The 25090-nt window shown below is 26.9% G+C and carries 26 protein-coding genes and 1 riboswitch; of the genes, 21 read left to right on the top strand and 5 right to left on the bottom strand.

What is annotated here, in order from left to right; genetic code table 11:
• Positions 1-135 precede the first annotated feature (135 nt).
• The 5 genes from K5V21_RS02995 to K5V21_RS02975 all read right to left on the bottom strand — a co-directional run bounded on the left by K5V21_RS02995 (position 136) and on the right by K5V21_RS02975 (position 4927).
• Positions 136-1512, bottom strand: coding sequence for a HAMP domain-containing sensor histidine kinase (locus tag K5V21_RS02995; RefSeq protein WP_221859009.1), 1377 nt, complete (start codon positions 1510-1512; stop codon positions 136-138).
• A gap of 3 nt (positions 1513-1515) precedes the next feature.
• Positions 1516-2187, bottom strand: coding sequence for a response regulator transcription factor (locus K5V21_RS02990; RefSeq protein WP_221859007.1), 672 nt, complete (start codon positions 2185-2187; stop codon positions 1516-1518).
• 154 nt (positions 2188-2341) lie between these two features.
• Positions 2342-3529: an ABC transporter permease gene (locus K5V21_RS02985; protein WP_221859005.1), complete on the bottom strand. Its 1188-nt coding sequence runs from the start codon at positions 3527-3529 to the stop codon at positions 2342-2344.
• Between the two features lie 4 nt (positions 3530-3533).
• On the bottom strand, positions 3534-4217 hold the full coding sequence (locus K5V21_RS02980; protein ID WP_221859003.1) for an ABC transporter ATP-binding protein: 684 nt from the start codon (positions 4215-4217) through the stop codon (positions 3534-3536).
• 20 nt (positions 4218-4237) lie between these two features.
• On the bottom strand, positions 4238-4927 hold the full coding sequence (locus K5V21_RS02975; RefSeq protein ID WP_221859001.1) for an efflux RND transporter periplasmic adaptor subunit: 690 nt from the start codon (positions 4925-4927) through the stop codon (positions 4238-4240).
• 262 nt (positions 4928-5189) lie between these two features.
• Between K5V21_RS02975 and K5V21_RS02970 the strand changes: the two genes are divergently transcribed.
• The 21 genes from K5V21_RS02970 to K5V21_RS02870 all read left to right on the top strand — a co-directional run bounded on the left by K5V21_RS02970 (position 5190) and on the right by K5V21_RS02870 (position 25016).
• On the top strand, positions 5190-5336 hold the full coding sequence (locus K5V21_RS02970) for a hypothetical protein (protein ID WP_221858999.1): 147 nt from the start codon (positions 5190-5192) through the stop codon (positions 5334-5336).
• A 322-nt stretch (positions 5337-5658) separates the two neighbouring features.
• Positions 5659-6528 carry a methionyl aminopeptidase gene (locus tag K5V21_RS02965; protein ID WP_221858998.1) on the top strand — a complete coding sequence of 290 codons (870 nt, stop codon included), beginning with the start codon at positions 5659-5661 and terminating at the stop codon, positions 6526-6528.
• Positions 6529-6716: 188 nt separating this feature from the next.
• Complete coding sequence (locus tag K5V21_RS02960; RefSeq protein WP_221858995.1) at positions 6717-8390, top strand: GspE/PulE family protein; 1674 nt, start codon at positions 6717-6719, stop codon at positions 8388-8390.
• A 13-nt stretch (positions 8391-8403) separates the two neighbouring features.
• On the top strand, positions 8404-9609 hold the full coding sequence (locus tag K5V21_RS02955) for a type II secretion system F family protein (protein ID WP_221858994.1): 1206 nt from the start codon (positions 8404-8406) through the stop codon (positions 9607-9609).
• A gap of 61 nt (positions 9610-9670) precedes the next feature.
• Positions 9671-10156, top strand: coding sequence for a type IV pilin protein (locus K5V21_RS19320; RefSeq protein WP_245000619.1), 486 nt, complete (start codon positions 9671-9673; stop codon positions 10154-10156).
• Between the two features lie 71 nt (positions 10157-10227).
• The gene (locus K5V21_RS19490; RefSeq protein ID WP_221858992.1) at positions 10228-10710 is read left to right on the top strand and encodes a type II secretion system protein; all 483 of its coding nucleotides are present in this window, start codon (positions 10228-10230) and stop codon (positions 10708-10710) included.
• Positions 10711-10723: 13 nt separating this feature from the next.
• Positions 10724-11185 (top strand): type IV pilin protein, encoded by a 462-nt coding sequence (locus K5V21_RS02940; RefSeq protein ID WP_245000618.1) that lies wholly within the window; start codon positions 10724-10726, stop codon positions 11183-11185.
• A 39-nt stretch (positions 11186-11224) separates the two neighbouring features.
• Entirely contained in the window at positions 11225-11974 is a 750-nt protein-coding gene (locus K5V21_RS02935) for a prepilin peptidase (protein WP_221858988.1), read from the top strand.
• A gap of 13 nt (positions 11975-11987) precedes the next feature.
• Positions 11988-13031, top strand: a complete 1044-nt coding sequence (pilM, locus tag K5V21_RS02930) for a pilus assembly protein PilM (protein ID WP_221858985.1) — start codon at positions 11988-11990, stop codon at positions 13029-13031.
• A gap of 1 nt (position 13032) precedes the next feature.
• Positions 13033-13719, top strand: coding sequence for a PilN domain-containing protein (locus K5V21_RS02925; protein ID WP_221858983.1), 687 nt, complete (start codon positions 13033-13035; stop codon positions 13717-13719).
• A complete protein-coding gene (locus K5V21_RS02920; protein ID WP_221858981.1) occupies positions 13703-14488 on the top strand; it encodes a hypothetical protein in 786 nt (261 codons plus the stop codon). Before K5V21_RS02925 ends, K5V21_RS02920 begins: the two co-directional genes overlap by 17 nt.
• The gene (locus K5V21_RS02915) at positions 14442-15041 is read left to right on the top strand and encodes a prepilin-type N-terminal cleavage/methylation domain-containing protein (protein ID WP_221858979.1); all 600 of its coding nucleotides are present in this window, start codon (positions 14442-14444) and stop codon (positions 15039-15041) included. Before K5V21_RS02920 ends, K5V21_RS02915 begins: the two co-directional genes overlap by 47 nt.
• 21 nt (positions 15042-15062) lie before the next feature.
• Positions 15063-16415, top strand: coding sequence for a type II secretion system protein (locus K5V21_RS02910; protein ID WP_221858977.1), 1353 nt, complete (start codon positions 15063-15065; stop codon positions 16413-16415).
• A 46-nt stretch (positions 16416-16461) separates the two neighbouring features.
• Positions 16462-17625, top strand: a complete 1164-nt coding sequence (locus K5V21_RS02905) for a hypothetical protein (RefSeq protein ID WP_221858975.1) — start codon at positions 16462-16464, stop codon at positions 17623-17625.
• Positions 17626-18028: 403 nt separating this feature from the next.
• A complete protein-coding gene (locus K5V21_RS02900; RefSeq protein WP_221858973.1) occupies positions 18029-18874 on the top strand; it encodes a DegV family protein in 846 nt (281 codons plus the stop codon).
• A gap of 187 nt (positions 18875-19061) precedes the next feature.
• Positions 19062-19865 carry a putative ABC transporter permease gene (locus K5V21_RS02895; protein WP_221858970.1) on the top strand — a complete coding sequence of 268 codons (804 nt, stop codon included), beginning with the start codon at positions 19062-19064 and terminating at the stop codon, positions 19863-19865.
• A gap of 65 nt (positions 19866-19930) precedes the next feature.
• Positions 19931-20716, top strand: coding sequence for a putative ABC transporter permease (locus K5V21_RS02890; protein ID WP_221858969.1), 786 nt, complete (start codon positions 19931-19933; stop codon positions 20714-20716).
• Between the two features lie 77 nt (positions 20717-20793).
• A complete protein-coding gene (gene trmB, locus K5V21_RS02885; protein WP_221858968.1) occupies positions 20794-21447 on the top strand; it encodes a tRNA (guanosine(46)-N7)-methyltransferase TrmB in 654 nt (217 codons plus the stop codon).
• A gap of 349 nt (positions 21448-21796) precedes the next feature.
• A riboswitch (Lysine riboswitch) is annotated at positions 21797-21970 on the top strand.
• A gap of 105 nt (positions 21971-22075) precedes the next feature.
• Positions 22076-23566 (top strand): amino acid permease, encoded by a 1491-nt coding sequence (locus tag K5V21_RS02880; RefSeq protein WP_221858966.1) that lies wholly within the window; start codon positions 22076-22078, stop codon positions 23564-23566.
• Positions 23567-23698: 132 nt separating this feature from the next.
• Positions 23699-24415 (top strand): purine-nucleoside phosphorylase, encoded by a 717-nt coding sequence (gene deoD / locus K5V21_RS02875; protein ID WP_221858964.1) that lies wholly within the window; start codon positions 23699-23701, stop codon positions 24413-24415.
• Between the two features lie 121 nt (positions 24416-24536).
• Positions 24537-25016: a thioredoxin family protein gene (locus K5V21_RS02870; RefSeq protein ID WP_221858962.1), complete on the top strand. Its 480-nt coding sequence runs from the start codon at positions 24537-24539 to the stop codon at positions 25014-25016.
• Positions 25017-25090: the final 74 nt, after the last annotated feature.

The raw sequence follows: 25090 nt of genomic DNA, 5'->3' as shown, positions 1-25090 counted from the left end.
TTAAAGGATGAAACTAAAGATAAGCGGACCAAAAGAGAATATAAAGAGTGTAAAAAATTTTTTTATAGAGCTCATAGAGGCTATTCTATGGTTTCTATTCCCATTCTAATAAAACAATAAGAAGAGATAAATTAATTAATTTATCTCTTTAAGATTTTTATACTGAATTGGAAGTTTTATGATAAAGGTAGTTCCTTTATTTAATTCACTTTTAACGTTAATCTCTCCATCATGAATAGATATGATTTTTGAAACTATAGAAAGCCCAAGTCCAGTTCCATTTGTATTTCTTGAAGAATCACTTTTATAAAATCTTTCGAAGATTCTATTAATATGTTCATTAGCAATTCCAATTCCATAATCTTTAAAAATAATATTAATATATTCAGTAGTCTCTTCTAAAGAAATATTTATTATAGAACCTTCATTTGAAAATTTAATAGCATTTTCAATAAGGTTAGTCCATACATGAAAGAGTAGGTCTTTATCGCCAGTAATATTAGCTTTCGGAAGATTAAGTTCAAAGGTGATATTTTTGCTAGACCATTTACTTTCTAAAGATAAAATACTTTTTCGTATCTCTTCATCAATAAAGAAATCATCTTTTTTTATATTGTCATATATGTTATCTAATGATGATAATCTTAAAAGATTTTCACTAAGTAAGCTTAATCTACTTGTTTCTTCATTAATAATATCAGAGTAATATTTTCTATCTTCTATATTTAACTCATAAGATAGAAGTGTTGAAAATCCTTTTATAGTAGTAAGGGGAGTTCTGATTTCATGAGAAACAGAAGATACGAACTCTTGTCTCATGGTTTCAGTTTTATTAAGCTCAGAAATCATGTAATTAAATGTATTTATAAGTTCACCAAGTTCATCTTTTCTACGATTTTGAACCTGAATATCATAACTACCTTTACTTATATATTTTGATGCCAATGTTATTGCCTTTATAGGTTTAACAATATTTTTAGCAACTATCATATAAGAAATTGTACCAAGAAGTAAAACTATACATAGGTTTAAAAACATCCATTTATGAATTCCAAGAGCATTAAATAAATTAATAGGTTTAATAAATAATGCATAAGTCTTATCATTAAACTTAAAAGACGATGCAAAATATTTATTTGAAGAGTCTAGATAAGTGCTAGAATTTATATCTGAATTATTATTTTTACCATTTAAAACTTCTAAGACTTCATCTTTAGGAATGTTAACATGAGAATTATCTTTTGAAAATTCATCAACTAAGCCATCTTTATCATAAATAGATATATTAGATATATGAAATATATCCATATTAATTATTGAATTTATAGAAGACTTATTATTATTTTTATATAATGATTCTATATTTTCAATTGTATTATTTAAAGTTTTTTGTAAGGTGTTTTTTATTTTAAATGAGTAAATAAACGATGTTATAAAAAAAGAAAGTATTATACTAGATATAATTACACAAAAGAAAATGCTTACTAACTTAAAATATATAGACTTTTTCATATATTATTCTCCTTCAATTTTATATCCAAGACCTCGTATAGTTGTGATTTTAGCTAAACTGTTATTAGAAACTAACTTTTCTCTTATTCTTTTTATATGAACATCAACTGTTCTATCATCACCTTCATAATCAATTCCCCAAATATCTTCTATAAGTTCATTTCTTGTAAAAACTTTGTTTGGAAAACTACTTAATTTAAATAACAATTGAAATTCCTTGAGAGGAAAGTCTATTAGAGTATTATTTATTTTTACAGAGCATTCTTTAAAATTAATAAGAAGATCACAATAAGATATTATATCTTTAGATATTTTTTTATACCTTCTAAGAAGTGCTTTAATTCTTAGCAAAAGTTCAGGAACTTCAAATGGTTTAACTAGATAATCATCAGCACCTTTATTAAATCCATCTATTTTATCATTAAGTTCACCCTTAGCAGTTAAAAGTAAAACAGGTATATCAAGTATATCTTTTATATGCTTAGTGACTTCTAAGCCATTTACTAGGGGCATCATTATATCTATTATTGCTATACTTATCTGATTATTTTCTATAACATCTAAGGCTTCTTGTCCATCAGAGCATAATATTACAGTATAATTTTCTCTTTTAAGTACTTCGTTTAAAAGTGTACGTATATTTTTATCATCATCTACAACCAAAATATTAATCATTAAATCTTCTCCTAATATGCAGTAATAATTTTTAGTATATATTATTAAGAGCTTAAATAAAAGGACTATATCATATCAAATTTCCTAATATAAGTGTATAAATATATATTAGTTTGATATAATAAAGTCCTTTTAAGGTTTTAAATATAATATTCTATTCTGAACGTAGCGCGTCAATTGGAAGAAGCTTTGAGGCTTTATTTGCAGGCATAAGTCCAAATACTACACCTATAAATATTGAGAAGCCAAGACCAAAGAATACAACTCCCCATGAAATGCCAGATGTTACACCAAGCACCGAATTAAATGCCATAGAGCCTAATATTCCAAGGATAGCACCAATTATTCCACCTATTAAACTTATTACTATAGATTCAATTAAGAATTGAATTAAAATATCTTTTCTCTTTGCACCAAGTGCTTTTCTTATACCAATCTCTCTTGTTCTTTCAGTAACTGATACAAGCATTATATTCATTATTCCGATACCACCAACTAATAATGATATACCTGCAATAACACCAACAGTTGTTGTCATTGTACCTTGCATTGTTTTTATTGTATCTAATATTTGCTGCTGATTTATTATAGTATAAGGTTTAGTTTTATCTTTATCAGAATTTTTAATATCAAAAGTTCTATCTAGTTTTCTTTCGATAGCAGTCATAGTATTATCTATATTTTCAGTATCTTTAACCTTTAAGTACATAGTTGAGACTGATGTATTTTTTATAAGTCTTTGAACTGAAGTTATAGGTGCATAAATTTTGTTGTCTGTTGAATTTAAAGCAGAGCCATCTTTAGCTAATATACCAACTACCTTATATTTAATACCATTTAATCTTACATATTTACCTATAGGATTTTCAAATCCAAATATATCAGTAGCAATGGTATTACCAAGCACAACGATTTTATCACTATATTCAACATCTATAGGAAGAATAAATCTACCATCTTCTAACTTTTTATTTTCTAAAGAAATAAAATTATTATCTGTTCCAGTGATGGAAACCATTTTGTTATTATCACCATATCTTAAATCTATATTGCCGTTGACATCAGCAGACATTTTGTCTATGTTCGGTATTTCTTTAAACTTTTTTGAGTCATCATAAGATAATTTATCAGTTGGATCCTTTGAAGTAACCATAACACTTATTAGGTTAGATCCTAAATCTGTCATTTGAGAGTTTACGCTTTCAGTCATTGAATTTGCAACAGATACTAGAAGAGTTACTGAAAGTACTCCAATAATTATTCCAAGCATTGTAAGTATTGAACGCATCTTATTTGATAGAAGTTGTTTAAAAGCTAATTTAAAGCTTTGTATTATACCCATATAATCACGCCCTTTCCTCGTATAATGTTCCATCTTTAATTCTGATTATTCTTTTTGCTTGATCTGCAACACCAAGGTCGTGAGTTATCATTACAATGGTTCTTCCTTCATCATTTAAATCTTTTATAAGTGACATAATCTCTTTACTTGTTTTTGTATCTAAAGCTCCGGTAGGCTCATCACAAAGGAGAATTTCAGGATCAGTTACAATGGCACGTGCTATGGCAACCCTTTGCTGCTGTCCTCCTGATAATTGCGTAGGAAGATGGTTTCTTCTATCAGCTAATCCGACTTTCTCTAAAGCTTCCATTGAACGTTTTTTTCTTTCAGATGAAGACATACCTCTATAGATAAGTGGTAGTTCAACATTCTCAAGAGCAGATAACTTACTTAAGAGATTAAATTGTTGAAATATAAATCCGATTTTTTTATTTCTTATTTCAGATAATTTATTATCATTTAGTGTTCTTACATCTTCTCCATCTAGAAGATATACTCCTGTATCTACTTTATCTAAACATCCTATAAAGTTCATGAAAGTAGATTTACCAGAACCAGAGGGCCCTACAATTGCAACAAATTCTCCTTTTTTTACTTTAAGAGAAATATTATTTAACACTTGAAGATGTTCATCCCCCATAGTATAGCTTTTACAAGCATTCTTTATATCAATAACATATTGCTTCATAATTAATATCCTCCTAAAGATTATTTTGAACTATTCATCATTGGAGGGAAGCCATTAGTTTGCTTCTTTACTAATGTAGGAAGTTGCACCTCGTCCCCTGAAGAAAGACCTTCTGTGATTTGGATAGAGTCATCATTATGGATTCCTGTTTTAACTATCTTTTCTTCTTTAGTTGAAGGAATTATAACGTAATTTTCTCCAGAATCATTTTGATTTATTGCTTCAATTGGAATATATAAAATATTATCTTTCTTTTCAGTGGTTATTGTTCCAGTACCAGTCATACCAGCTTTAAGGCCATTTATACTTTTATCAAACGATACGATAACACTATATGTAGTAACTCCATTTACAGTGTTGCCAGCATCAGCTATACTTTCTATTTTTCCTTTGAATTTTTTATCAGGAAATGCGTTTATATCAATATTTACAGTTTGACCTTTTTTTAGATTAACTACATCAATTTCATCAACAGTAAGTTCAAACTCTAAATTATCATAATCAGGTTTAATTTTATTTTCAGGAACTACCATACCAGATGATGATACAGAAACCTTTAATTCACCTTTACTTACAGTTGCTGTTTGATAAACATCAACATTTTGCTCTATTTTTTCTTTTGCTTTTGAAATTGTAAAAGCAGCACCAGCTCCTAATATTGCAATAGTACATATTACAGTTATTATAATTGTTTTTGCTTTTTTACTCATTTATTGATCCTCCTAAATTAGTTTGATGACTAAATAATAATTAATAAATATTAACTTAACATGAACTAACTTCAATTATTTAGTATTTCTAAAAAGTGATATTTTAAACATATAATGATAAAAATATAATTTTTTAGAAAAAATAGTGAATATTCAAAATATTTACTGTATAATGTAATTAAATGTTTACATTAAGAATATAAATCTTTTATCAGGGAACAATAATGTTCAGTATTTAAATAAAAAGGAGGGGCAAACAATTATGCATACTAACTTAATACCAAATATCGATAGTTATGTAGCAAGGTACATGGACGAGAATGGATGTAGCTTTGAACAAGCATGTGCTGAACTAGAATTAGATAAAGAGAGTGTATTCAATCAACAATATAATAACGAATTAGAATAATTAAAAAGGATGCTATTAGAGCATCCTTTCTTTTGCATTTAAAAATATAGAGTTAGTAATTACTACTTTTATATTTTCACATTAAATGGTCATGTTTAATTAAATGATATAATTAATTTAGTATACTTTAATTAAATTAGATCCACTTTGAATTGTATTTTGAAACGATAGTTAATCTTATGAAAACGATCCTATAAATATAATTATATAACTATAAATTCTTTTCTTCAATTTAAATTATATTAATTTTGAAAAATTTATTTGAAATGGATATAATATAGGATAAGAGATTATTTTGAAAGATAAGGAAAGAGGTAAAAAGATGAAAATAAATAGAAATGATGATTGCTGGTGTGGCAGTGGAAAGAAGTATAAGAAATGTCATGCTGACTTTGATGAAAAGTATGATTCTTTAAAAAGACAAGGATTTTTAATGCCTCCTAAAAAAATTATAAAGAATGAAGAACAAATAGAAGGAATAAGAAGAAGTGCAAAGATTAATAATTCAGTATTAGACCTTGTTTCAGAAAAAATAAAAGAGGGTATGAGTACTGAAGAGATAGATAAGATTGTATATGATTATACAGTAAGTCAAGGAGCTATACCTGCCCCTCTAAACTATGGTGGATTTCCAAAGAGTGTTTGTACTTCAATAAATGAAGAAGTATGCCATGGAATACCTGATGAAAGTATAATTTTAAGAGATGGTGATATTATAAATGTTGATGTATCAACAATAAAAGATGGATATTATTCAGATGCATCAAGAATATTTATTATAGGAAATGCTTCAGAAGAAGCTAAAAGATTAGTTGAAGTATCAAGAGAATGTCTTCAAAAAGGAATTGAGGCTGTTAAGCCTTGGGGATTCTTAGGTGATATTGGAGCAGCAGTTCAAGAGCATGCCGAGAAAAATGGATATTCTGTTGTTAGAGACTTTGGTGGACACGGAGTTGGAGTAGAGTTCCATGAAGATCCATTTGTTGCACATGTTGGTGATAGAGGAGAAGGTATGGTACTAGTACCAGGAATGACATTCACTATAGAACCAATGATAAACCAAGGTGATTATGGAGTGTTTGTTGATGAAGATAATGATTGGACTGCAATAACAGAAGATGGATCATTATCATCACAATGGGAACATACAATTTTAGTTACAGAAGATGGTATAGAAATAATTGCTTATTAATTATTAATAAAAGGTGTAGAAAATTAATTTTCTACACCTTTTATATTATAAAAAGTTAAATTAAAATTAAGTATTTTAAAAAAACGATGAACTAATTGTAAATTTAAATATACATAGGGAGAAAGTAGTAATAATCTATTATAAATATTGTATAATAATGTTGAATTTATGGAATTTAAGGTGATTATATGAATAAGAAAAAAAGATTAGGTGATCTTTTAGTTGAACTTGGATATATAACAGAAGAACAAGTTAATGAGGCTGTAAAAATACAGAAAACTACAGGGAAAAGACTTGGTAGAATTTTTGTGGATTTAGGATATATAACAGAAGAAGGATTATTAAATATATTAGAACTTCAACTTGGAATACCTAGAATAAATTTAGATCTTATAGATGTGGATATGAATGCAGTATCAACAATATCGGAAGGACTAGCTAAAAAGTATAATCTAATACCAATAAAGTTTAGGAATGGAAGACTTATTGTGGCTATGTCAGATCCACTTAATGTTTTTGCAGAAGAAGACGTAGCATTATCGTCTGGGTATAAAATAGATATTGGAATAGCAATGGAAGAGGAAATTGTAGATGCCATTGCAAAATATTATTCAAAAGATTACATAACAAAAACTGAAGCTAAATTAAATGAAGAAATAGATGAAAAAATAGATGAAAACCTTATAGTGGATAATAAAAATGATTCTCCATCAGTTAGACTTATAGATAGAATTATAGAAAATGCAATAAAAAATCATGCAAGTGATATACATATAGAACCACAACAAAATAAAATAATAATAAGATATAGAATAGATGGTAAGCTTAGAAAACAATTTGAAGCTCCAAAAGAGCCATTAAATTCTATGGTTACGAGGATAAAGTTATTAAGTGGTATGGATATTGCTGAAAGAAGAGCACCACAAGATGGAAAAATAGTAATTAAGATTGATAAGAGAGAAATAGATTTAAGAGTATCAATATTACCATCTGTAAATGGAGAGAATTTAGTTATTAGAATATTAGATAAAAATTCTTTTGAATTTTCAAAGGAAAATTTAGGATTTACAAGTGAAGAAATAGAAATTATAAATGATATAACCAATAAATCATATGGAATGTTTTTAGTTACAGGACCAACAGGTAGTGGTAAAACATCAACACTATATTCAATACTTAAAGATATGAAGAATGAAGAAAATAATGTTATTACATTAGAGGATCCTGTTGAATATACCATGGATGGAATAGTACAAGTAAATGTAAATAGTAAAGCTGGCCTTACATTTAATTCAGGTCTTAGAGCAATTTTAAGACAGGATCCAGATATAATAATGGTTGGTGAAATAAGGGATGAAGAAACAGCTACTATGGCAATAAGATCAGCTATAACAGGTCATAAAGTTTTAAGTACATTACACACAAATGATGCACCATCAGCTATAGTAAGACTTATGGATATGGGGATACCTTCATATTTAATTGCAGCATCTTTAACTGGGGTAGTTGCTCAAAGATTAATGAGAAAACTTTGCAATAATTGTAAAGAAGAATACTTAGCAAATAATTACGAAAAAGAAATTTTAGGTATTAGTAAAGAAGAGAATATTAAGTTATATAGACCCGTTGGATGTCTTAAATGTTCAGGGACTGGATATAAGGGAAGAACAGGAATATTTGAGATTATGGAAGTAAAACAAAATATAAGAGAATTAATATCAAAAAGTGCAAACTTCTATGAAATAAGTGATAAAGCAAAGAAAAATGGAATGAAGACTTTATTTGAAAGTGGAGTAGAGGTTGTAAAAAAAGGTACAAGCAGTATGAATGAATTGATGAGAATAACTTTAATAGAGGGATAAAGGAGTAGAAAATATGCCTTTATATAAATATGAAGCAAAAAACCTTGAAGGTAAAATGTTAAAAGGAAAACTTGACGTAGAAAATTTAGACGAGCTTAGAAAAGTATTAAAGCAAAAAGGCTTTTTTCTAGCTAAATATGATACTGAAGGGAAATCACTTAACATAGATCTTAGTATGTTAATGAAAATACCTAAAAAAGATATTTCTATATTTTGTAGGCAAATGTATTTTTCATTATCATCAGGAATAACAGTATTTAAAAGTATAGAGATAGTAAAAAATCAAGTTGAAAATAAGAAACTAAAGAATATATTAAATAATGTTTTTAGTGATATTGAGAAAGGAAAGTTGCTTTCAGAGGCTTTTAAAAAATACAAGGATTTACCGAATCTTTTTATATATATGATTGAAGTTGGAGAAGAGACTGGAAAAATAGACGATGTAATGGGAAGCCTTGCTGACTATTATGATAATCAATATAAGCAGGAAAAGAAAATAAAAAATGCTATGATATATCCTAAATTTTTATTTATATTTTCTATATTAGTAGTTTGTGGGTTAGTTACTTTTGTAGTTCCGGTATTTGTTCAAAACTTGATATCTGCAAATCAAAAATTACCACTACCAACTCAAATAATTATTAATATAAGTGAGTTTATGAAATCAAAATGGATATATATTATATTGGTGGTAGTTGGACTGGTTCTAATAAAAAGAACTGTATTAGATAAAAGCATAGTATATAGACTTTTTATAGATAAATTTATAGTAAAGTTTAAGCTTATAAAAAATATGACAATGCAAATATATACATCTAGATTTGCAAGGACTTTTTCGATATTATTTGCGGGAGGAATAAGCGCAGTAAGGTGTATGGAAATAAGTGCAGATGTTATAGGAAATTCGTATTTAAGTACAAAACTGATTGAAAGTAAAAATTTAATAAATGATGGGTCAAGCATTTCTGAAAGCTTAGAAAGTGGAAATGTGTTTCCAAAGATGCTTATTCAATCTATAAAGGTTGGAGAAGAATCGGGAACAGTTGATGAAATATTAGTAAAGGCCTCAGAATTTTATGATTCAGAAGCAAATTTTGCATTAGAGAAATTATCAAGTTTAGTTGAGCCGATAATGATTGTAATTTTAGCAGTATTAGTTGGATTCATTGTAATATCATTATTATTACCAATGTTTTCAATGTATGATGCTGTTCAATAAAGTTTATAAACCTAATAAGGTTTTATATAAAATATAATAACGTTTTGAGGAGGAATAAGTTATGAATAAACTTGTTAAGAAGAAAAAGAAAGGTTTTACGCTAATAGAATTAATAGCAGTAATAGCAATACTTGCAGTATTAGCAGTAATAGCAGTGCCAAGAGTAATATCATATGTAGATAAATCAAAGAAAGTTGCTATACAAACAACTGCAACAACAATATATAATGCTGCAGAAGCCGCATATAATGATGGAAGATTAAAAACAGCTACAGATGGAAGCGTTGGAAATAATGCAACTTTACTTGTAACTAATGGAAACTTTGATGCAGTTACTGTATCAAATGCAATTAGTAGCCTTGAAGCACAAAATTTATTAAGTAATTTACCAAGTGATGCAGTTACTAAACTTGGACCAGCTACAACTTTAGGTAATTTAAGAGTTTTAATGAATACAGATCCAAGTACTTTTTCTCTTAATGGAGAAAATCTAAGTGGATCAATTACAGCGGGTAAATACGAACCGGCTTCAACATCAGCAAAGTAAATTGTTTCAAAATATTAAAAGGCTGTCCTATGGCAGCCTTTTAATGAATTATATAAATGGGAGAGGAGTCTATGAAAAAGAAAGGTTTTACGCTAATAGAATTAATAGCAGTAATAGCAATACTTGCAATATTAGCTGTAATAGCAGTGCCAAGAGTAATATCATATGTAGATAGATCCAAAAAAGTTGCAATACAGACAGAAGCTAAGGTTATATATGATGCAGCAGAACGAGCTTATAATGAGGGTATATTAATTCCTACAAGTAATAATATCTGGGATTATAACAATGGTAGCACTCAAAAGCAAACTCCAAAGTTTGAATATATGATAGTATTTGAAAAGGATTATTGCAAAAATGGTTCAGAACCTGTTCTTGATGTTCTTCAAAAGCATGATTTAATAAGTAAAGTAAATGCTGAAAAAGATAATAGAATGCTTGGAGCTGCATATTATATAGGTTCATTGAAACAAGTAATTGATGCTAATCCAAATGATATTGTCTTAAATAAAGATGGAACATTAAACAATTGGTATGGAAATCCTATAAAATAAGATGAGGCGATTTATGAAAAAGAAAGGTTTTACATTAATAGAACTAATAGCTACAATGGCAATACTTGCAATATTAGCTGTAATAGCAGTACCAAGAGTAATATCATATGTAGAAAAATCAAAGGTGATAGCAGTTAAAGCAGAAGCAAAAGTTATATATAATGCAGCAGAAGCTGCTTATAACAATGGGTTATTAGTTCCAACAAAGTATAATATATATCCACCAGCTGGATTTGACTATAATAAAGATACTCCACTTTTTAAAGATATGGCACTTTTTAATTATAGTAATTCGAAGGATAAAAAAGGCGTAATAAAAGTATTAGAAGAAAACAATCTTTTGACAAGTAAAGAGAAAGATATAACAAGCTTAGTAGGTAAAGCTGCAACTATTGAATGGTTAGAAAGGATAATAAATTCTAGCTCTAATAATATAAAATTAGATAAAAAAGGAAACTTTGATGGATTTAAATAAAATAAACCATTTAATAAATTTTATTAGAAAGGAATTCAAATGATAGGATTAATATTTTTTATATTTGGATTAGTATTTGGAAGTTTTTTTAATGTATGCATTTATAGAATACCAAGAGAAGAAAATATAGCGTTTCCACCATCACATTGTGCAAATTGTAGTAGAGAGCTTAAAGCATATGAACTTATTCCTGTAATAAGCTATATAGCTTTAGGGGGAAAATGCAAGGGCTGTAAGGAAAGGATTAGTTTTATATATCCTTTAGTGGAATTAATTACAGCATTTACATTTTTAGTTATGTATATTAAATTTGGTATTTCTATAAATACATTTAAGTATATAGTTCTTTTTTCAATACTTATAATAGCAACGATTATAGATATCAAAACTAAAGAAGTCTATTTTAATGTATCATTATTTGGATTTTTATTTGGAATTATATTTTCTATAATTGAAATAGTAAATGGAAAACCAATAATAGAGGGGGTAATAAGTATACTTATACCACTTATTATAGTAGGAATTATATATTTACTAGCAAAGAGATTTGATGGGTTTGGGGGAGGAGACTTAGAAGTTTATCTATTTATAGCTTTATATCTAACTCCAACATTAATGGGACTCACAATATTTTTCTCAATAGTTATAGGAGGAGTTTTTGCTATAGTACTTTTATTAATGGGAAAAAGAAAAATGGCAATACCTTTTGTTCCGTTTATTTCAATAGGAACACTTATTTCGGTATTATGGGGTATAGATATACTAAATATATATTTATCTACATTATGATGGGAGGAATAAAATGTTTAAATTAGGCAAGAAAAATAGTATAGTTTTGGCTTTTAAAGATGAGTTTGTAGATATAGTGGTAGGAAATAAAAATGAAATTAAATTATATGATTCCATTCCTATAGAAGAAGGTATATGCGTAGAGGGAACTATAAAGGATGAAGCAAGATTATCAGAGTTATTATTAAAATATTTTTTAGAACATGATATAGATGAAGATGAAGTATCTTTTGTTATATTTGGAAGTGACGTTATAACAAGACATATTCAATTACCATATATGAATAGTGAGAATTTAAGAGAAACTATAGAATTTGAAGTGAAAGAATTAGTTCAAAATGGTGAAGATTACTATATAGATTATGAAATTGTAGGAAAAGAAAAAGGAACACGTAATCCAAAGCTAGATGTATTAGTTGCTGCATGTATAAAAAGTAAAATAGATGGATATGTAGAATTAAGTAAATCTTTAGGTAAAAGGTTGAAAGTAATAGATGTATTAACCAATACTATAAATAAAGTTTTGCTTAATAGTGATTTAGAATACAAAAATAAAACTATAGCATTATTTTATTTAGGATATAGTTTTAGTATTGTTTCTATAATAAATGATGGTATCATGAGGCTTGAAAGAAATATACCTTTTGGATTTCAAAATATCATAAGAGAATATAAAAAATGTTCCTCGGATTATAAGTCTAGTGGAGATAAAAATAGCTATAGCAATTCAAATAAATTATACATAAAAAACTTTGATTTATTAGAAACTTTTGAAGAATGTCCTAAAATAAAAGACTCTATAGATAATTTATTATCTATAGTATATAAGACTATTAAGTTTTATGATTCAGGTAAAAATGAAAATAACGTAAATAGACTTGTAATATTACCTAGCCTAGAGCTTAACAAAGTAGCTGCAGAATATATAGAAGATTATTTTTCAATAAAAAGTAAATTAGTAAGAAACATAGAAGAGTTAGGGCTTCAAGTTAAAAATACAAATAAAGAGTTTGGAAGATTCTTACCTCTTTATGGTTTATTTTTAAGGAGATATTAATATGAGAAAGCAATTAAATCTTAATCCAAAAGCAATAGAAAAAGGTAATAAAAAAGATATAGGAAAGCTATTAATATGTATCTATTTATTAATAATTATTATACTATTTATAAATGCAGGAGTTATATATTATGATAATAAAGCTTTAGAGAAGAGTAATGCAGTTATAAAGTCGGAGATAAGTAATTATAAAGAAGCAGGTAGTGATTACAACAACATATCTAATGACATAAAAAATAAAGAGAAATTTATAAATAAAATTAAGACAATAGATAGAGATATTTCTGCATGGGAATATATAAATACATTAAAAAAATATTTCCCAAGAAATGTATCTTTAGAAAATATAAGTTTTACTACCAATGGAATTGATATGACTGGTATAGCAAATAAAGAAGAAGAAGTAACTGTATTTTTAGCAAATTTACAAATGAGCAAAATGTATAAGAATGCAAGACTTGTTTCTATGAATGATATTAGTATTACATTAAATAATGATATGGAAAGCTTGAAGATAAATGATAATGTAAAGAGTAAAGATAGTAGTGATAATAAAAATACAGCTAATAATTCTAATGATAATAATAAAGATAAAAGAAACCAATCAATAAATGAAAAACCAAAAGTGATTACTAAGGTTAAGTTTACTATTTCAGTAGAAGGAGTAAAGAATGATGAGAAAAAGTAAAAAAGGTAAAGAAGGTAATAAATTTATAAAACATTTAAAGGGATTGAAGAGAAAAGAAAAGTTACTTTTATTTACAAGCTTATTAATATTTACTTTTCTTATAATACAGGAATTAGTAATAAGGCCTTTAAATAATAAACAAAATAATTTAAAAAAAGAAGAAGTTTCTCTTAATGAAAATAAAGCAGACGCTCTCTATGGAATAAATAAGCAAGATGAATTAAAAATAAAATTAAATGATATTACATACGATTATAATAAAATTTTATCTGAGTTATCAAGAACTGAGAAACAGGCAGAAATACTCAATGAATTAACAACAATTTCAAATGAAACTAATATAAAATTAACAGATATTAGTTTTGGAAATGAAGATAGAATATTAAAAGTAGATGATAATGATAGAAATTTAAATAGCAATATAGAAAATAATAGTAATGAAATAGATGGTACAAGTTCTAATGAAACAAGTAACAAGATTGATAAATCTAAATTGAAAAAGGATGATGTATTAGTTCATAGTGCAATTTTTAAAGTAACTGGTAGCTTTGAGAACTTAGTTGATTTTATAAAGAGAATAGAAAAGACAAAAAGAAAAATAAATATAAATAATTTAAAAATAGAGAAGACGAGTTTAGATGAAAATGGAAATATAAAAAACATACTTCAAGCAACAATTAATATAGAGTATTACAATTTAAATTATAAGGAGAATGAGAAGTATGATTTTAATAAAGGAACATACGGTAAACAAAATTATTTCCAATAAGAAAGGAATAAGCTTAATAGAAATTGTTGCAGCCCTTGCAATATTTACAGTTCTTTTTATTAGTGTTAGTGGTCTTATAATGAGTGCTATGAAAAGTGAAAATTCAACTAATAATTCAATAAAATCAACAAGTATCATACAAGGTGTAAGGGATACATTATATAACAAAGATAATACATTTTTTAAAAACTATTTAAATGGTAAAAATGTTAGGTTTGAATTAAACAATGTATATTCTATACAAAGAATGCTTACTGATGATATACAAAATGGAAGTGAAATGTTAAAAGGAGATAGCTATATATCAGATAGCGATAAAAATAATCCTATAAAATATATCGTATATATAAATACTAAATCGCAAACAGAAGGATTATATAATGTAACTTTATCAATAATACCATTAAATAAGTCACAATATTATTATTATGAAAATGGACAAAGGGTACCAAGTGGTGATGATATAACTTTAAATACTAAAGGTATTCAAGTGATGAGTCAGCAGATGATTATAAGACCAATTAGTGATGATGGAAATAATATTGATAAATAACCTTTAGAGAGGAGGTTATATATGAAGAAGAAAGGGTTTACTTTAGTTGAACTTATAGCCGTTATGGCAATAATGTCAGTGATTTTAGTTGCAATAGGAGGCCTTTACGTTACAGGAATAAAGCGAGCAGAAAGTACAAAAATTAACGGAGATATTGAAAATAAATATAGAAATTTTTATCAAGTCACTAAAGACTCAATAAGTAAAAATAGAGGGAATATTCATCTTTTTTATAATAATGAATCAAAACAATGGTGGAATTTCTATGTAAAAGCAGGTACTAATATGAATTTTATTAATGAAGGAAAAAAAGATGGCTATTCTGTGCAAAAAGCTTATTTAGCAACGAAAAATATTACAGGTGATAAAGAAAAAATATTGGTTTCATTTGGAAATGGTAAGGTGAGATCTTTTTATATGATTGAAGTTAATGGAAAAGATGTAGAGTATAATTATGATGCTAATAACAATAATCAAGGAAAGATAGATATTAAAGGAGAGATATTATCATATCACAAACTATGTGATGATGTAACAAAATTTAATATAAATGAAAGCAATAATGTTTATTATTTTTATATTCAATATACTAAAAAGGAAGTTATACGAGATTATGATTTTTCAGTAAATGAGACTGATGATAGGGTGGTCACTGTGGAAGATAGTAATAATTCAGAAGATGATAATAATCAGAGGGGAGAGCCTTATTCATCAAAACCATTGGATGATTTTTATAATAGCATAGGAGGAATAACTCTTTTAAATAGTAATAATATTGTTTTAAATTCTTCACTTCATTTTACGCACTCTTCCTATTACGTTAGTGGAGAAGCTAATGGAAGTGAAGACGGTGATAGAAAATTTGAAAGTATAGTTCAAAATAATAGTAAGTTCTGGGGAACTGTAGCCACAAATAATATTAAAAATTTGAATAATGGGAATATGAATTCCATAGAATTAAGTTTGAAATTTAAAAAAGGTTTTAATTATACTATTTATGATAATTATATAAAGGCCTGCATTAAAAGAATGGGAAATTATAATATAATTTTAGTTAAAAATAATGGTCAATTTAATTTATTTAATAATTTTGAAGAAATAAATGGAGGATTAAGTCAATATGTTTTGGCTATAATAAGGGATGAAAATAATGGTCATATCTTATTAACTAATTTATCGATAAACTTAGATAATTGTACAGTAAATAATATGTTAATATATACAAGCAAAAATATAAATTTAAGTTCAGTTAAGTGTAGAAATAGTAGTTTAGTTTCTGGAGGAAGTGTTTATATTTATGGACCATTAAGTATAAATGGGGAATATAGTAAAACAGATACAACTAAATTTTATATTTCAAAGTTTTTTGAATAGACATCATATTAATAAAATAAAGCTTAGATAGGAAAGAGTGAAAACTATGAAAAAAAGAGGATCAGCCCTAGTAGTAGTTTTATTAACCTTAACAGCGTTACTTATAACAGGATTAGCAGTTTATTCGTATATAGTAAATACAAGTAAAACAAACAATGAAGAAATGAAGAAAGAAGCTATTGAAACAGCAGCAATGTCAGCACTTAATATCGGAGAATATTATTTAATAAATGATAAAAATTATAAAAATATTAGCTCAGGAAGTAGTAAAGATATTCCAAATGAATATATACAAAAGAAGATTAGTGATAGTAATTTTAATGAAAGAAATAATATTAATGAAGAAAATAAACTGAATTTTTATAATTATAATATTACATTAAAAAATAATGGAGATAAAAGTTATACTATAAGTGCAACAGCGCATAAAGATAATAATAACTGTATAAAGCAAAGTAAAGTAATAATGAAATTGGAAAATAATCTAACAAAAGAAGAAAGGATACAGCTATTTTTAAATAATAGTTCAGGACTTACTTTATTAAATACAAATAATTTCAATGTTAGTGATAATTCGTTTGTTATATTAGAAGATTCAACTTTTAATATAAAAGGAGTCCTTAAAAGTAATACTGTTAATGCAGACAAGCAATTAGATGAATTTTTACCTGATGATAAAATTAATGATTCTTATGTTTATAATACTAAAAATATCAATAATGGTATGAAGAGAGTAGATGGATTAAATTTAAAGTTTGGACAAAGAGATGCAAATGTGTATGACTTAGGACAAGAAATTAAGTGGCTAGAAGCAGAAAGCTGGGTATCAAAAAATAATGTTATTTTAATAAATAATAATGGGTATGAATTTGCAAGATTAAGTGAATTAAATGATGATACATTGAAAAATTACTCGGCAGCAGTAATAGCAATTGATTCAAGCTATGATAATTATGTAATTTTATGCAATGGTAAATTAACATTACAGGGGAATCTATATATTTCTCTATTAGAGGGTTCAGGAGAGAATCAATTTTTTATATATTCTACTGATTCAATACAGTTAGATAATGCAGAAATAAATAATAGAATAAGTTTAATTGCTGGAAATAGAATTACTATAGATAATTACTCAAACATTAAGGCTTATGAACAATTTACATATTCACAAAGTTCTATAAAAAATATACTGGAAAAGTTTACAAAATAGACTTAACTAATTAGTTAGGTCTATTTTTATAATATTTTTTATTTTAGATTAAGTAAACGTTTATTGTAAGCCTAGTTAATAGTTTGTTCAAATATAATTTTTATTGAAGATATATATGTATGATAGTATTAATTTATTGGAAGTGATGGCAATATTTTATCAGTAGAGTAGTTATTTTATAAAATAAAAATATAGCTGGAAATAAGAATATATAAGCTGTGGAAGGTTTTTTAAATTATAATATATTTTATAGTGTTTATTTAAAATAAATTTTTAATTTTGAACTGGAAAATATCCAATATGTATCAATATAAGACAAAAAACAACAAAAATACACTTAAATTATTGTTAAAGTGTGAATATTGTGATATTATTTTAAATAACAAAAGAGGAGGAATGATTTTTGAAGAAAATTGCGTTAATAGCTGATAGTAGCTGTGATTTAAGTTTAGCTACATTAAAAGAATATAATATTGAATTATTACCAATGAGAATAATATACAAGGATAAAGAATTTCTAGATAAAATTACAATCACTCCCAAGGAAATGTATGCAAATTTAGAGGAAGAAGTGCCAACTACATCACTTCCAGATTTAAAGTATACTGAAGATTTAATAGAGAGACTTAAAAATGAGGGTTATACTGATGCTATAGTAATAACTGTTTCAAGTAAGTTATCAGGAACATATAATAGTATAAGATTAATATGTGAAGCTCATCACGAATTGAACTTTCACTTTTTTGATACAAGAACATTAGGGTATCCTCAAGGAGTAATTGCTATAGAGACTGCAAAACTCATAAAAGAGGACAAACCTTTAGAAGAAATATTAAAGTCGCTTGAAGATATAAGAAAGCGTACTCACGGATATATAACTTTTGCAACTTTAGAGTATTTAAAAAAAGGTGGCAGAATAGGAAAAGTAGCTGGAACTATTGGTGAAATGTTACATTTAAAGCCAATAGTATCATCAAATGATGAGGGCGAACTATATAATTACATGAAAGCTAGAGGTAGAAAAAAAGCTATTTCAAAGATGAAAGAAATATTAGATGAATATCTAGCTAAAGGTAAATGTAGAGTGTGGATATTATCAGGTGATGCTGATGATGAAGCAAAGACCTTTTATGATTCAGTAAAAGATATGCCAAATATAACGGAAATATCATTAGAAGAAATTGGTGCTGCAATGGGGATTCATACAGGCCCAGGAGCACTTGGTATGGCTATACTTGAAGAAAGATAGAAAAAGGAGTATATAATATACTCCTTTTAATTTTTTTATACTTTCTTTAGATTTCTTAAATTTTCCTTTATTTTTGCTTCATTGTTTGAATTTGAGTACTAAAAAGTGTATTATAAAGAGAGTTCAAATTAAAGAAAATTTAACATAATTAACAATAAAACAAAAAAGGAGATTAGGAGATAGAGGTATGGCGTATTTAATTTTATATTTCACAGTTTATAGTGTCTTAGGGTGGATATGTGAATGTATATATTGCGCAGCTATAGATAAGGTATGGGTAAATAGAGGATTTTTAAATGGTCCTGTATGCCCAGTATATGGATTTGGTGCAATGTTAGTAATATGGTTATTAGATAGATTTAAAGGAAATATGTTATTGCTTTTTGTAATGGCAGTAATTATAACTACAGCAATAGAATATATTACTGCTGTTATATTAGAAAATGCATTTGACCTGAAATGGTGGGATTATTCAAACTATAAATTAAATTATAAGGGTCGTATTTGTGTATTAAATTCAGTTATATTTGGATTTTTATCATTATTTTTAATTAAAATTCTTAATCCATTTGTTATAGAGAAAATTTCATTAATACCAGATAAATATGTATTTATATCTGCTGCAATCATAATTATTATATTTATTGTAGATATAATTGCTACAGTTACTTCATTAGTTGATATGAATGAGATGCTTAGAAAAATTACACAAATTAATGTGGAATTAAAAAGTTTAGGGATTTCAATGGATAAATTTAATGATATTGAATTTAATAAAGTTTTTAATAAGCTTAAGATGACAGAAGATATTAAGAATTTCAAATTTAAATTTGAAGATACTTATAATAATTTCAAGAAAATGCAACTTAAATCAAGTATACAAAATAGATTAATGAGAGCATTCCCAGATATGAGATCCAACATATATGGGGAACAATTTAAAAAATTAAAAGATAGTATAGCTGACTATTGGAATAGAAAACAAAATTAACAGAATCATTAAACATAAATCATCTTCATAGGTATATAATTATATATAATGGAGGTGTTTTTATTTTGAGAGAAATTGTAATATATTTTACAATCTATAGTTTTTTAGGGTGGGTTGCTGAAACAATTTATTGTTTTATAATAGATAAGAAATTTACATATAGAGGCTTTTTATATGGTCCAGTTTGTCCTATATATGGATTTGGAGGAGTTATAGTAATTAAATTTCTTCATGGAATAGGTAATAGTCCAATTAAAGTATTTTTAGGAGGAATGATATTAGCATCTGTATTAGAATATATAACCTCTTATGTTCTTGAAAAATTATTTCATATGAAGTGGTGGGATTATTCTACTTATAAATTCAATATAAATGGTAGGGTTTGCCTAAAAAATTCTATATTCTTTGGAGTATTAGCTCTTTTTATAGTAGAAATCTTAGAACCTATGCTTAGAGATTCTGTAAGTAGTATACCATCAAGTATAATATATCCATTGTCAACTATTATAATTATAATATTTATTATAGATTTAACATTTACGGTAGCACACTTAATTCACTTAAAGGAGCATTTGGATAGACTTAAAAATATTAAGGGTGACTTAAAGGATCTAAATATAGAGTTTAAGCAATTTACAGAAGCTGAATTTGAAAAGATTAAGATGGAGATTGCTACTAGAAAAAATAGTGGACAAAATATAGATATGTTAAATAAGGTTATGATAAAATTAGATTCACTTAAAAATGAAGCAAAACAAAATAGAAGAGTTTTAAAAGCTTTCCCACATGCAAAGTACAATAAAGAACATATTCACTTTAAAGAACTTAAAAATCTTATAGATAATAAGTAATTTTAATTTCTATTGTTAATAATATTTAAAATATGTATAATAGGAATGATAATTATAAAAATGGAGTGAACATAAAGATGAGAATGAGAAGAAAGCCTTGGGCAAGACCAGAGTTAGAAGCATGTGACTTTTTCATAGTAGATCCAAAAGAATTAAAAGGAAAATGGAATAATTCTTATAAAAAGGAACAACCTATTTATTTAGAACTTGGATGCGGAAAAGGTACATTTATGGCAGTACATGCATCACACAATAAGAATATTAATTATATAGCTATAGATATAAAAGATGAAGTTTTAGTATTAGCAAAAAGAAATATAGAAAAAGCCTTTGAAGAGCTAGGAGAAAGTTTAGATAATGTTAAACTTATGGCACAGGAAATTTTATTAATTGATGAAATACTTGGAGAAGAAGATAGTATAGAAAGAATATATATTAATTTCTGCAATCCATGGCCAAAGGAGAGACATAAAAAGAGAAGGCTTACTCATACTAGACAATTAGAAAATTATAAAAAATTCCTTACAAGTAACGGTGAGATATGGTTTAAAACAGATGATGATGAGTTATTTGAAGAATCTTTAGAGTATTTTAAAGAGAGTGGATTAAATATAAAATATATAACATATGATCTTCACAATAGTGATTTTGAGGGAAATGTTAAAACAGAGCATGAAGAAATGTTTACTGCACAAGGAATAAAAACTAAGTTTTTAATAGCTACAAGATAAGAAAAAAACTACCTTAATTAAGGTAGTTTTTTTATATAATTACTAAATATTATAGCGATGAGCTTAAAAATAAAAGAGGGTTTTAGGAAAATAGAGGGACAAATAACATTTATTGTGGGTATATATGAATAATGAATGAACAAAGCTGAATTAAATAGTATCCATATAAAATATAATCTATAAATATATTTTAAAGTAAGTAAAATAGAGAGGATCATTCATTTATAATTAAGAAAAATAATAGTATGACATAAATTTATAATGTAAACAAAGTGAAAATAGGACAATAATAGTATTGAGTTTTAAAAAAAATTAGAACATAATTAAAAAAGAAAATAAAATGAATAATAATTGAGGTAGAGGTGCAAATTTAAATAGTACTATTAATGAGGTAAGCACAATGAATTAATAGGAAAGGTAAATTTGCCGAAGTATTCAACTGATGCTTTAAGGTTGTATTGCTGGTCTAATACATAATATGTACTAGATTGTCACAAATATTTTGTGGAGAGCTATCATTCAAAGGTCCTAATTAGTTTATATACGTATATTAATACGATTGACTTATTACCCTGAGTGATATTTTCCTCAGGGTTTTATTTTCGTTATAAACTAAGGAGGAATTTAAATGAGTGAAACAGAGAATGGTGAGTTAAAAAGAAGTCTTAAGGCAAGGCATTTAAATATGATTGCACTTGGTGGATCTATAGGTACAGGAATATTTCTTGCTATGGGAGATAGTATTCATGTAGCAGGGATTGGAGGATCTATAGTCGCATATGGAATAATTGGAATAATGGTATACTTCTTAATTACTAGTCTTGGAGAAATGGCAACGTATATGCCGATATCAGGTTCTTTTGGTGCATATGCATCTAAATTTATTGATCCAGCATTAGGATTTGCCCTTGGATGGAATTATTGGTATAACTGGGCAATAACAATTGCAACAGAGATGGTTGCGGGATCTCTTGTTATGAAATATTGGTTTCCGAATGTTCCAGGTATAATCTGGAGTAGTATTTTCTTAGTAGTAATAGTTGGATTAAACCTTTTATCTTCAAAGGCCTATGGAGAGTCTGAGTTTTGGTTTGCAGGAATTAAAGTTGTTACGGTTATTGTATTTATAGTTGTTGGAGTACTTATGATATTTGGTATTATGAATGGGGATACAGTTGGATTTAAGAATATATATGCAAATGGGGGGCCTTTTGTTGGAGGTTTTAAATCAATCTTTTCAATATTCTTAATTGCAGGATTCTCATTCCAAGGTACAGAACTTATTGGTATTGCTGCTGGAGAGTCAGAAAACCCAGAAAAGACAATTCCAAAAGCAGTACATACAATTTTTTGGAGAATACTTATATTTTATATAGGAACAATACTTGTTATTGGATTAATAATACCATCAGCACAAGCTGGAGTTAGCACAAGTCCATTTACTATGGTATTTGAAAAAGCAGGTATTGCAGGTGCAGCATCTCTTATGAATGCAGTTATATTAACATCAGTTTTATCAGCAGGTAACTCAGGAATGTATGCATCAAGTAGAATGTTATATGCTATGGCAAAGAGCGGAATGGCACCAAAGGTATTTTCAAAATTAAATAAAAGAGGTGTACCTACAAATGCTATAATATTAACTACAATTATTGCATCAGCTTGTTTCCTTACAGGACTTTATGCAGAAAGTACAGTCTATGTTTGGCTTGTGGCAGCATCAGGACTTGCAGGATTTATAGCTTGGCTTGGAATTGCAGCTTGTCACTATAGATTTAGAAAAGCTTATATATATCAAGGTAAAGATTTAAGTAATTTACCATACAAAGCTAAAATGTTTCCTATAGGTCCTATAATAGCACTATTACTTTGTGCTGTAGTTATTGTAGGTCAAGGCTTTTCTTATATTAAACCAGAAGGGATAGACTGGATGGGTATAATTTCATCTTATATAGGAATACCGCTATTTATAATTTTATGGGCTTGTTATAAGATAAAACATAAATCAAAAATAGTTAAGTTACAGGATGTAGATTTAGAGGTAGATACGCTGAAAAGAGATGTAACTAAAGAAGTTTGCGAAGAAAATGTGACTCAAAATATCTTAGAAGAAAATTAATATATTTTATATAAATAAATGAATCTCTCACTAAAATTTAGTGAGAGATTCATTATGAAATATCAGAAAAGGTTTTCAAATTATTATAAATGTGCTATAATAACAACAGAAAATCAAAGGAGGAATTGTTTTATGACACAATTAGTACCAACACCACATAATAACGCTAAATTAGGAGATATAGCAGAAACAGTGCTTCTACCAGGGGATCCATTAAGAGCTAAATATATAGCAGAAACTTTCTTAGAGAACCCTGTTCAATATAATACTGTAAGAGGAATGTATGGATATACAGGAACTTACAAAGGAAAGAGAATATCAGTGCAAGGAACTGGAATGGGAATTCCATCAATAGGAATATATACTTATGAATTAATACATTTTTATGGAGTTAAAAATCTTATAAGAATAGGTTCAGCAGGAGCTATTCAAGAAGATTTAAAATTACATGACGTTGTAATAGGAATGGGATCATGTACAGATTCAAACTTTGCAAGTCAGTTTAATTTACCAGGAACATTTGCACCAACTGCAAGTTATGAATTATTAGAAAAGGCAGTTAATTCAGCTAGAGATTTAAATGTAAATGTTAAAGTAGGAAATATATTATCAAGTGATGTATTCTACGGAGAAGAAGGATTAGATGGATTAAAGAAGTGGCAAAAGATGGGAGTGCTTGCTGTGGAAATGGAATCAGCAGGACTTTATATGAATGCTGCTAGAGCTGGTGTAAACGCTTTATGTATATTGACAATATCAGATTGTCCATTTACTGGTGAAGTAACAACAGCAGAAGAAAGACAACTTGCATTTACTAATATGATGAAAGTTGCATTAGAATTAGCATAGTATTTTATAAAGCTTGTATCAATTTTGATACAAGTTTTTTTGTATATAAAAATAAAAATTGTTGAAACTTAATATTGTGAGTGATATTCTTATTAATAATAAATTACAGGGTGGTGTTTATATGAACTTTAATGACGGAGTGGATTATAATAAATTTTTAGAAGAGGCAACTTCAGATCAAATGGAGATGATTAAAAAACAAGCAGGAGTTTCTAAAATTTGTGATTATGGGTTAGATAAACTAAAGAAAATAGATAAAGAAATTAAAGTTGCAGTATTTTCAGAAACTAGATGTGGAGATGCAGCAACTGCAATACCTATATTATTAGGACTTAAAGAATTAAATAAAAACATAAATATTAAATTCTTTAAGACTGAGAATTATAAAGAATTTTTAGAAAATAATTTAGGAGAGAGTAGAATACCAACTATATTAAAAGTTGATGATGAATTTAATATAATAGATAAGTATATAGAGTTTCCAAAATGTGTAAAAGATAGATTGGCAAATGAAGAAAAAGAAGATGTAGTTAGAGAATTTAGAAGCGGAAAGTATTCAGAAGAAATTCAAAAATCACTTATTCAATTAATATTAAAGTAACTAAAAGAAATGTAGCAAAAACAATTAACCCCCAATATATTATAGAGAGAATTAATATATAAAGGATAATATAT

The organism is Clostridium sardiniense, from assembly GCF_019753795.1.
GTDB classification, from domain to species: domain Bacteria; phylum Bacillota; class Clostridia; order Clostridiales; family Clostridiaceae; genus Clostridium; species Clostridium sardiniense.
This window is presented reverse-complemented; position numbering and strand designations above follow the sequence as displayed.

Bases quoted from the DNA above. Each gene is read 5' to 3' on its own strand.
- K5V21_RS02995 (WP_221859009.1), bottom strand. From the start codon at position 1,512: ATGAAAAAGTCTATATATTTTAAGTTAGTAAGCATTTTCTTTTGTGTA.
- K5V21_RS02990 (WP_221859007.1), bottom strand. From the start codon at position 2,187: ATGATTAATATTTTGGTTGTAGATGATGATAAAAATATACGTACACTT.
- K5V21_RS02985 (WP_221859005.1), bottom strand. From the start codon at position 3,529: ATGGGTATAATACAAAGCTTTAAATTAGCTTTTAAACAACTTCTATCA.
- K5V21_RS02980 (WP_221859003.1), bottom strand. From the start codon at position 4,217: ATGAAGCAATATGTTATTGATATAAAGAATGCTTGTAAAAGCTATACT.
- K5V21_RS02975 (WP_221859001.1), bottom strand. From the start codon at position 4,927: ATGAGTAAAAAAGCAAAAACAATTATAATAACTGTAATATGTACTATT.
- K5V21_RS02970 (WP_221858999.1), top strand. From the start codon at position 5,190: ATGCATACTAACTTAATACCAAATATCGATAGTTATGTAGCAAGGTAC.
- K5V21_RS02965 (WP_221858998.1), top strand. From the start codon at position 5,659: ATGAAAATAAATAGAAATGATGATTGCTGGTGTGGCAGTGGAAAGAAG.
- K5V21_RS02960 (WP_221858995.1), top strand. From the start codon at position 6,717: ATGAATAAGAAAAAAAGATTAGGTGATCTTTTAGTTGAACTTGGATAT.
- K5V21_RS02955 (WP_221858994.1), top strand. From the start codon at position 8,404: ATGCCTTTATATAAATATGAAGCAAAAAACCTTGAAGGTAAAATGTTA.
- K5V21_RS19320 (WP_245000619.1), top strand. From the start codon at position 9,671: ATGAATAAACTTGTTAAGAAGAAAAAGAAAGGTTTTACGCTAATAGAA.
- K5V21_RS19490 (WP_221858992.1), top strand. From the start codon at position 10,228: ATGAAAAAGAAAGGTTTTACGCTAATAGAATTAATAGCAGTAATAGCA.
- K5V21_RS02940 (WP_245000618.1), top strand. From the start codon at position 10,724: ATGAAAAAGAAAGGTTTTACATTAATAGAACTAATAGCTACAATGGCA.
- K5V21_RS02935 (WP_221858988.1), top strand. From the start codon at position 11,225: ATGATAGGATTAATATTTTTTATATTTGGATTAGTATTTGGAAGTTTT.
- pilM (WP_221858985.1), top strand. From the start codon at position 11,988: ATGTTTAAATTAGGCAAGAAAAATAGTATAGTTTTGGCTTTTAAAGAT.
- K5V21_RS02925 (WP_221858983.1), top strand. From the start codon at position 13,033: ATGAGAAAGCAATTAAATCTTAATCCAAAAGCAATAGAAAAAGGTAAT.
- K5V21_RS02920 (WP_221858981.1), top strand. From the start codon at position 13,703: ATGATGAGAAAAAGTAAAAAAGGTAAAGAAGGTAATAAATTTATAAAA.
- K5V21_RS02915 (WP_221858979.1), top strand. From the start codon at position 14,442: ATGATTTTAATAAAGGAACATACGGTAAACAAAATTATTTCCAATAAG.
- K5V21_RS02910 (WP_221858977.1), top strand. From the start codon at position 15,063: ATGAAGAAGAAAGGGTTTACTTTAGTTGAACTTATAGCCGTTATGGCA.
- K5V21_RS02905 (WP_221858975.1), top strand. From the start codon at position 16,462: ATGAAAAAAAGAGGATCAGCCCTAGTAGTAGTTTTATTAACCTTAACA.
- K5V21_RS02895 (WP_221858970.1), top strand. From the start codon at position 19,062: ATGGCGTATTTAATTTTATATTTCACAGTTTATAGTGTCTTAGGGTGG.
- trmB (WP_221858968.1), top strand. From the start codon at position 20,794: ATGAGAATGAGAAGAAAGCCTTGGGCAAGACCAGAGTTAGAAGCATGT.
- K5V21_RS02880 (WP_221858966.1), top strand. From the start codon at position 22,076: ATGAGTGAAACAGAGAATGGTGAGTTAAAAAGAAGTCTTAAGGCAAGG.
- deoD (WP_221858964.1), top strand. From the start codon at position 23,699: ATGACACAATTAGTACCAACACCACATAATAACGCTAAATTAGGAGAT.
- K5V21_RS02870 (WP_221858962.1), top strand. From the start codon at position 24,537: ATGAACTTTAATGACGGAGTGGATTATAATAAATTTTTAGAAGAGGCA.